Raw genomic sequence first — 6,536 nt, 5'->3', positions numbered from 1 at the left:
GCCCCCGCCCCGCGCCGCCGCCCGCGCACCCCGGCGACGCGCCCCCCCCGCCGCAGCGCCGGCGCCAGCCCCCGAAGTCGCCCGCGGCGACGATCACGCTGCTGGCGGCGATGGCCGCCGGCGCCGCGCTGATCCCCGTCGCCCGCGGGTACCCGGCGCCCGAGGCGGCGCTGATCGTCATGGCGCCCGCGCTCGCGGTCGTCGGGCTGGGCCTGATCGTCGGCGGCTGGTTCCGGACGCGCGGCCTCGCCGCCGCGGGGACCCTGCTCGCCCTGTCGCTGCTGGCCACCTCGGCCGCGGCGGACCTGCCGAACAACCTGAAGTACGGCGACATGGAGTGGCGGCCGATGAACGCGACCAGCACGCACCAGGAGTACCGGATCGGCGTAGGCCAGGGCACCCTGGACCTGACCGCGCTGCCGCTGTCCACGGGCCAGCGCGTCTCGGTCGACGCCCGCGTGGGCCTCGGCGGGATGGAGGTCAGGGTGCCGCAGGGCGTCCGGGTCCGGCTGGACGCCCGGATCGCGCTCGGCGACCTGCGCATCGAGTACCGCACCACGAGCGGCCCGAACGCCAAGGTCGTGCGGGTGCTGGAGCCGGAGGGGACGGCCGTGAAGAACCCGCCCGAGATCGACCTGCGCATCCGCGGCAAGGTCGGGGACGTGGACGTGCACCGTGTCTGAGGGGCGTCGGAGGTTCGACCCGGCCGGGCCGGTCACGGGGATCTTCTTCCTCGCGCTCGCGGGGATCTTCCTGGCCGACGGGCTGTCCGGCGGGGACGCCGTCGAGACGGCGGTGATGGCGCCGGTCGTGCTCATCGGGCTGGGGGTCGTCGGGACCGTCCGGGTGCTGACCCGGTCCCGCCGCAGGCGGCTGAGGTGACGGGAGTCACCCCCGGGGCCGGGAACATCCGCTCCAGGGGTGGCTGTTCGAAGGATTCGTGAAGTTCTCCGGGAAGAGCGTCCTGCTGGTGGCGCGGCTGCACGTGGACCTGTGTCGCCTCGCCAGCGTGCTGTGTAGCCGCTGAGCCTCTCCGCGCCCACCGCTCGTCCCCTTTTTTTCCAGCCGGTCCACGGCTGCCCTGGAGAACCCCTCGATGAATCCGCGTGTCTGGAAATGGCAGTTCTGGCAGCAGATCGTGCTGTCGCTGGTGCTCGGCGTCGCCGCCGGCGCCCTGATCAACAACTTCGGCGGCGGCGAGAAGACCGCCGCCGACTGGCTCGACCCGTTCGGTGACGTCTACGTCAGCCTGCTGAAGGTCGTCGTGGTGCCGCTGGTGTTCGCCGCGATCGTGGTGAGCGTCGGCCGGCTCCGGGGCGTCGGCAGCGTCGCGCGGCTCACCGCGAAGACCCTCGGCTGGTTCGTGGTGACGTCGGCGATCGCGACCGCGATCGGGCTGACCGTCGCGCTGCTGATCAAGCCGGGCCAGGGGCTCGGGAAGCTCGCCAGCGAGTCCGCCACCACCGACCCCGTCACCTGGACGCAGGTGCTCCACAACCTGTTCCCCTCCAACATCGTCAAGGCGATGGCGGACGGCAACGTGCTCGGCGTCGTGACGTTCGCGGTGCTGTTCGGCGCGGCGCTGGTCGCGATCGGGCCGCGCGGCGAGCGGCTGACGAGCCTCATCGACGACCTGTACGTCGTGATGCAGAAGGTCGTGTGGTGGGTCGTGCGGCTCACCCCGATCGGGTCGTTCTTCCTGATCGGCTCGGTCGTGGCGACCTACGGGCCGAGCTCGCTCGCGCCGCTGGCGAAGTTCACCGGCGCGATCTACCTGGCCGTCGCGATCATGCTGCTGGTCGGGTACCCGGTGCTGCTGCGCGCGTTCGGGCGGGTGAGCCCGCTGAAGTTCCTGCGCAACTCCTGGCCGGCGATCCAGTTCGGCTTCGTGTCGTCGTCCTCGCTGGCGACGCTGCCGATCGCGCAGCGGGTGTCGATCGAGCGCAACGGCGTCCAGCGGGAGTACGCGAACTTCGCGCAGCCGCTCGGCGCGACGATCAAGTTCGACGGCTGCGGCGCGATCTACCCGGCGGTCGCGGCGGTGTTCGTCGCCCAGTACACCGGCGTCCACCTGGGCATCGCCGACTACGCGCTGATCGCGCTGGCCGCGGTGATCGGGCAGCTCGGCACCGGCGGCACGCCCGGCCCGGCGCTGGTCGCGCTGACGCTGACCCTCACCACGGTGGGGCTGCCGCTGCAGGCCGTCGGCTACCTGATCGCGATCGACAAGGTCATCGACATGGCCCGGACGGCGCTGAACGTCACCGGACAGCTCACCGTCCCGGTGCTGGTCGCGCGGTCCGAGGGGCTGCTGGACGAGGCCGTGTTCAACGGCCCGCCGAAGGAGCTGACGTCGGCCCCGTCCACGCCGGACGGGACCGGCGGGACCGGCGGGACCGGCGGGACCGGCGGGACCGAGGAGGCGCCGACCCGCGACCGCGCGGCCGAGCCCGTCCCCGCCTGACCGGCTTGTACCGGGGGCGCGGGAAGCGCCCCGCGCGCACACCGCCCCTCCCTCCACGGGGAACGCCCGCACCGGACAGGTGCGGGCGTTCTTTGTGTGACCCGTGCCGCACCACCGGGACATCCCCCTCCGATGGGAACGCGAAGTAGTGTGATCCCAACGGCAGGTGATCGGGGATCGAGGTGTGATGGCAGGGCAGCCCGGTGTCCCGGATGCCGGCGGCACGGACGTGCTGCCGGGCTCGCGGTCCGCCCTGGATCCCGGCCGCGCGATCAAGCCGGGGCGGCACGGGCTGTCGCCCGAGACGGTCGCCGGCATCCAGCGCGAGCGGCTCATCGACGCGTTCGTGCAGGTGGTGTCGGAGCGCGGGTTCGCGCACACGACGATCGGGCGGGTGACCGAGGGCGCGGGCGTCACGAAGAAGACGTTCTACACGCACTTCACCGATCTCGACGACTGCTTCCTGGCCGCCTACCAGCGCGGCATGGACATCCTGCTGCGGCGGATGACCGAGGCGTACGAGGCGGCGCCGTCGTGGCCGGACGGGATCCGGGCGGCGCTGCGCAGGATGCTCGCGATCCTCGCGGCGGAGCCGCGGTTCGCGCGGGCGTCGCTGGTGGAGGTGAACGCGGCGGGCCCGCAGGTGCGGCAGGCGCGGATCGACAACCTCGCCCGGTTCCGCGGGTTCTTCGAGGACCCGTCGCTGCCGCCGGTCCCGGTCGCGGTGATCGACGCGATCGTGGGCGGGATCTACAGCGCGATCCACGTGCAGATGGAGACCGGCGAGGCGGAGGAGCTGCCGTCGCTGCTGCCGGCCCTCACCTATTTCGTCCTGCTGCCGCTGATCGGCCGCGAGGCGGCCTCCCCCTATCTGACCAGCGAATACTGACGCAGTTGCTCTCTTCGCAGGTCCGGGACACGCGCGCCGCGGCCCCGGTTGTCCCGCTGACCGGATGCGGACGAGGATCGCCGATCCCGTTGACGTGAAAAACCTACGGGTTTCTAGTGTCCAGTGGATCTTGTGTGTGCGCGATCACTTCTCATCCGCCTCGGGGGACTTCTCGCCAAGGGAGGCGATGGCATGCGCCATCGGCACAGCAGGACGGGGTCGCTGGCGCTGGCCGCGGTCCTCGGGACGGCCGCCCTGGCCGCCTTCAACGCGCCCGCGGCCTCCGCCGACTCCGGCGGGGTGACCGAGACCGCGCTGCCCGTCGGGGACGTCGTGCCGGTCGGCATCACCGCCGGCGCCGACGGGGGCGCCTGGTTCGCCGCGAACGCCGGCGGCATCGGGCACGTCGACGCCGGCGGCAAGGTCACCCAGTACCCCGTCCCGGAGAACTCGCAGAAGCTGGCGGGCATCCCCGACGGGATGGCCACCGGATCGGACGGCACGGTCTGGTTCACCGACCTGTCCGGTTCCGTCCCGCGCGTCGGCCGCGTCGACGCCGCCACCGGCAGGTCCACCGCCTACGAACTCCCGACCACCGGCGACGTGAACTTCGCCAACGGGCAGATCGCCGGCATCACCGCCGGGCAGAACGGCACGATGTGGTTCACCGGCGGCTACTCCGGCGCCCTCGGCAGGATCGACCCGTCCGGGAACGTCACCGCCTACGCCACCGGCCTCGCCCCCTCGACCGTCGCCCTCGGCCCCGACCAGGCCGTCTGGTTCACCGACAAGTCCGGCTCCATCGGCCGGCTGGACCCGGCCACCGGAGCCGTCACCTCCTACCGGACGCCGTCCGGCGGGAACGGGTCGCCGGCGCTCGGCGGCATCGTCGCCGGCCCGGACGGCAAGCTCTGGTTCACCGAGCCCGGCGTGAGCAAGGTCGGCAGCATCGACCCCGCCACCCACGAGATCCAGGAGTACGGCACCCCCATCGCCGACTCCCGCCCGTTCGGCATCGCCGCCGGCAAGGACGGCAGGCTCTGGGTGACCGAGTCCGCGACCAGCAACGTCGCGAGCGTCGACCCGGTGAGCGGCGCGATCCAGGAGTACGGGCTGCCGAAGACGCTGTCCGCGCCCGCCCAGATCACCGCGGCGCCCGGCGGCGACCTGTGGATCACCGAGCCGGGCCGCGGGCTGATCGGCCGCTTCGACCCGTCCGCGCCGCCGGCCGCCAACCCGAACCCGGCCGTCCCCGCGTTCATCCCCGGCGCCTACCCGAACGGCGCCGCCGCCTTCATGAACCGCTGCCCGGCCGGGCAGATCTGCCAGACGCAGGTCACCACCGGCGGCGCCGTCACCATCGGCTCGTTCAAGCAGACGCTCCCGGCCGGCGCGATCCGCATCACCGGCTACCTCGGCGCCGCCGACGCGACCGGCGACCCGGTGCTCGCCCCGCCGGTCGTCGGGCAGCAGCTCGAGTCCGCGCCGGTGGACGTGCCCGGCGGCCTCATCGGCCAGCTCCCGCTCGTCGGCCCGATCCTCGGCCAGTCGCCCGCCGCGATGTGGGACGTCAACAAGCTGACGGTCACGCAGTCCCTCAACGGCCCGATCCACGTGTCGCTGGCCGGCGGCATCGGCGCGAACGCGTCGCTGAACATCCACCTCAACAACCAGCTGCTCGGCTCGTCCTGCGTGATCGGCCCGCTGAACGCGAGCCTGTCCCCCACGTTCAGCGCGGGCTCCCCGACGTTCGACGACGCGATCTCCTGGATCGCCGCGCAGGTCTCGATCAGCGCGCCCGTCGCCGTGCCCGCCGCGAAGGGCTGCGGCCCGTTCGGCATCCTCGACGGCGTCATCAACCAGATGATGGGGCTGCCGTCGCCCGAGTCGAAGAACTCCATGTCGCTCACCGGCGTGCTGAGCCTCGCGGGCGGCATCAACCCGAGCAACGTCCCGGTGGGGCTCGCCCCGTCCGCCACGGCCAAGGCGAAGGCCACCCAGTTCCTCAAGAAGGCCCGGACGGCGAAGAAGCCCGCGCACGTCGCCAAGGCCCCGAAGAAGGTCACGCTCCGGCTGAAGGCCCGGCACTGACCTCACCGCACCACCGAAGGAGCGCACATGCGGAGGTCCGCCCTCGCCGGTCTCGCCGGTCTCGCCGTCCTGGCCCTGCTGGCGTCCGGCTGCAGCGGCTCGGACGACGGCGCCGCGCCGTCCGGCGGGGGCACCGCTCCGTCCGGGGGCGCCTCCCGCAGCGCCCCGCTTCCGACCAGGCCCGGGGCGGTCGTCACCAACGGCGTCCGCCCCGGCGCGGAGAAGAAGACCGTGCTGGACGGCACCTGGACGTCCGCGAAGGGCGGCGAGAAGGTCGCCCTCTACCTCTACCGGGGCGCGGCCGCGCTGAACTCCCCCGGGTTCTGCAGCGGCACCATCGACGCGTCCGCGCGGATCGAGCTGACCTGCGCGAAAGGCTCCCGGACCCGGACGAGCGGCCGCGCCGTCCTGCGGTCCGGCGCGCTCGTCGTCAGCTGGCGGAACGGCCCCCGGGACACCCTCCACCGCCGCTGACCCGCGCGGGCCTTCGCGGCGCCCGTGCGGTCGGCCGCTAGGCGGCGTGGAGGCTGACGGCGAAGGCGGGGCCCGGGTTCGTGAACGTCTGCGGGCCGCCGTGGACGCGGATCCGGTTGGCGCGCAGCGGCCGCTCCGTGACGCCGTCCGCGGCCATCGCGACCTCCGCCAGCTCGCCGGCGATCAGCGTGCTGACCTGCCCGTGCACGGTCGCGCCGTGGCCGGGCGGCCATGTCGTCAGCCACAGCCGCACGCCGTCCGGAGCGTCCAGCGCGACGCGGACCGGGCCGGCCTCGTCGAAGACGACGCGGCGCCACCAGCCGGACGGGTGACCGGCCAGTTCACGGACGCGGGCGGCGAGCTGCCCGACGGTGGGCGGGCGGGCGGTGACGGTGCGGCCGTGCGGGTCGTCCTGGCCACGCATAGTGAGATCGGGAACCATGTCCTGAATGTCCTGGTGTGAGCCGGATCCGGGTGAGCGCCACCCGGGAGCAACGGGATGATCAGCGGCTACAGGCAGGACACAGCGCGCTGGCCACGCGGCGGAGGGCCACGGGGCTGTCGGCGGGAACGCGCGCTGGCATGGGAACAAGGAGACACTCCGTGACCAACGGTTGT

7 protein-coding genes and 1 pseudogene are annotated in these 6,536 nt (G+C 73.2%); 7 read left to right on the top strand and 1 reads right to left on the bottom strand.

Translation table 11 applies throughout. From position 1 onward, the window contains the following. The 7 genes and pseudogenes from ABZ914_RS15195 to ABZ914_RS15165 all read left to right on the top strand — a co-directional run. Window positions 1-683, top strand: a pseudogene (locus ABZ914_RS15195) (hypothetical protein); the annotation flags it as partial. Next, window positions 676-882, top strand: coding sequence for a hypothetical protein (locus tag ABZ914_RS15190; RefSeq protein WP_500193527.1), 207 nt, complete (start codon window positions 676-678; stop codon window positions 880-882). The pseudogene ABZ914_RS15195 and the gene ABZ914_RS15190, both read left to right, overlap by 8 nt. 58 nt (window positions 883-940) lie before the next feature. Beyond that, window positions 941-1,027 carry a putative leader peptide gene (locus ABZ914_RS15185; RefSeq protein ID WP_360747061.1) on the top strand — a complete coding sequence of 29 codons (87 nt, stop codon included), beginning with the start codon at window positions 941-943 and terminating at the stop codon, window positions 1,025-1,027. Window positions 1,028-1,096: 69 nt separating this feature from the next. Then, the gene (locus tag ABZ914_RS15180; RefSeq protein ID WP_500193526.1) at window positions 1,097-2,464 is read left to right on the top strand and encodes a dicarboxylate/amino acid:cation symporter; all 1,368 of its coding nucleotides are present in this window, start codon (window positions 1,097-1,099) and stop codon (window positions 2,462-2,464) included. A 187-nt stretch (window positions 2,465-2,651) separates the two neighbouring features. After that, complete coding sequence (locus ABZ914_RS15175; protein ID WP_500193525.1) at window positions 2,652-3,353, top strand: TetR/AcrR family transcriptional regulator; 702 nt, start codon at window positions 2,652-2,654, stop codon at window positions 3,351-3,353. Window positions 3,354-3,545: 192 nt separating this feature from the next. After that, the gene (locus ABZ914_RS15170) at window positions 3,546-5,444 is read left to right on the top strand and encodes a Vgb family protein (protein ID WP_500193524.1); all 1,899 of its coding nucleotides are present in this window, start codon (window positions 3,546-3,548) and stop codon (window positions 5,442-5,444) included. 27 nt (window positions 5,445-5,471) lie between these two features. Then, the gene (locus tag ABZ914_RS15165) at window positions 5,472-5,918 is read left to right on the top strand and encodes a hypothetical protein (protein WP_500193523.1); all 447 of its coding nucleotides are present in this window, start codon (window positions 5,472-5,474) and stop codon (window positions 5,916-5,918) included. A gap of 37 nt (window positions 5,919-5,955) precedes the next feature. Here the strand turns inward: ABZ914_RS15165 and ABZ914_RS15160 are convergent, their stop codons facing one another. Continuing rightward, entirely contained in the window at window positions 5,956-6,342 is a 387-nt protein-coding gene (locus ABZ914_RS15160; RefSeq protein WP_500193522.1) for a cupin domain-containing protein, read from the bottom strand. Between the last annotated feature and the right edge of the window lie 194 nt (window positions 6,343-6,536).

The organism is Spirillospora sp. NPDC046719 (assembly GCF_040645715.1).
Classification (GTDB): Bacteria; Actinomycetota; Actinomycetes; order Streptosporangiales; family Streptosporangiaceae; genus Spirillospora.
This window is presented reverse-complemented; position numbering and strand designations above follow the sequence as displayed.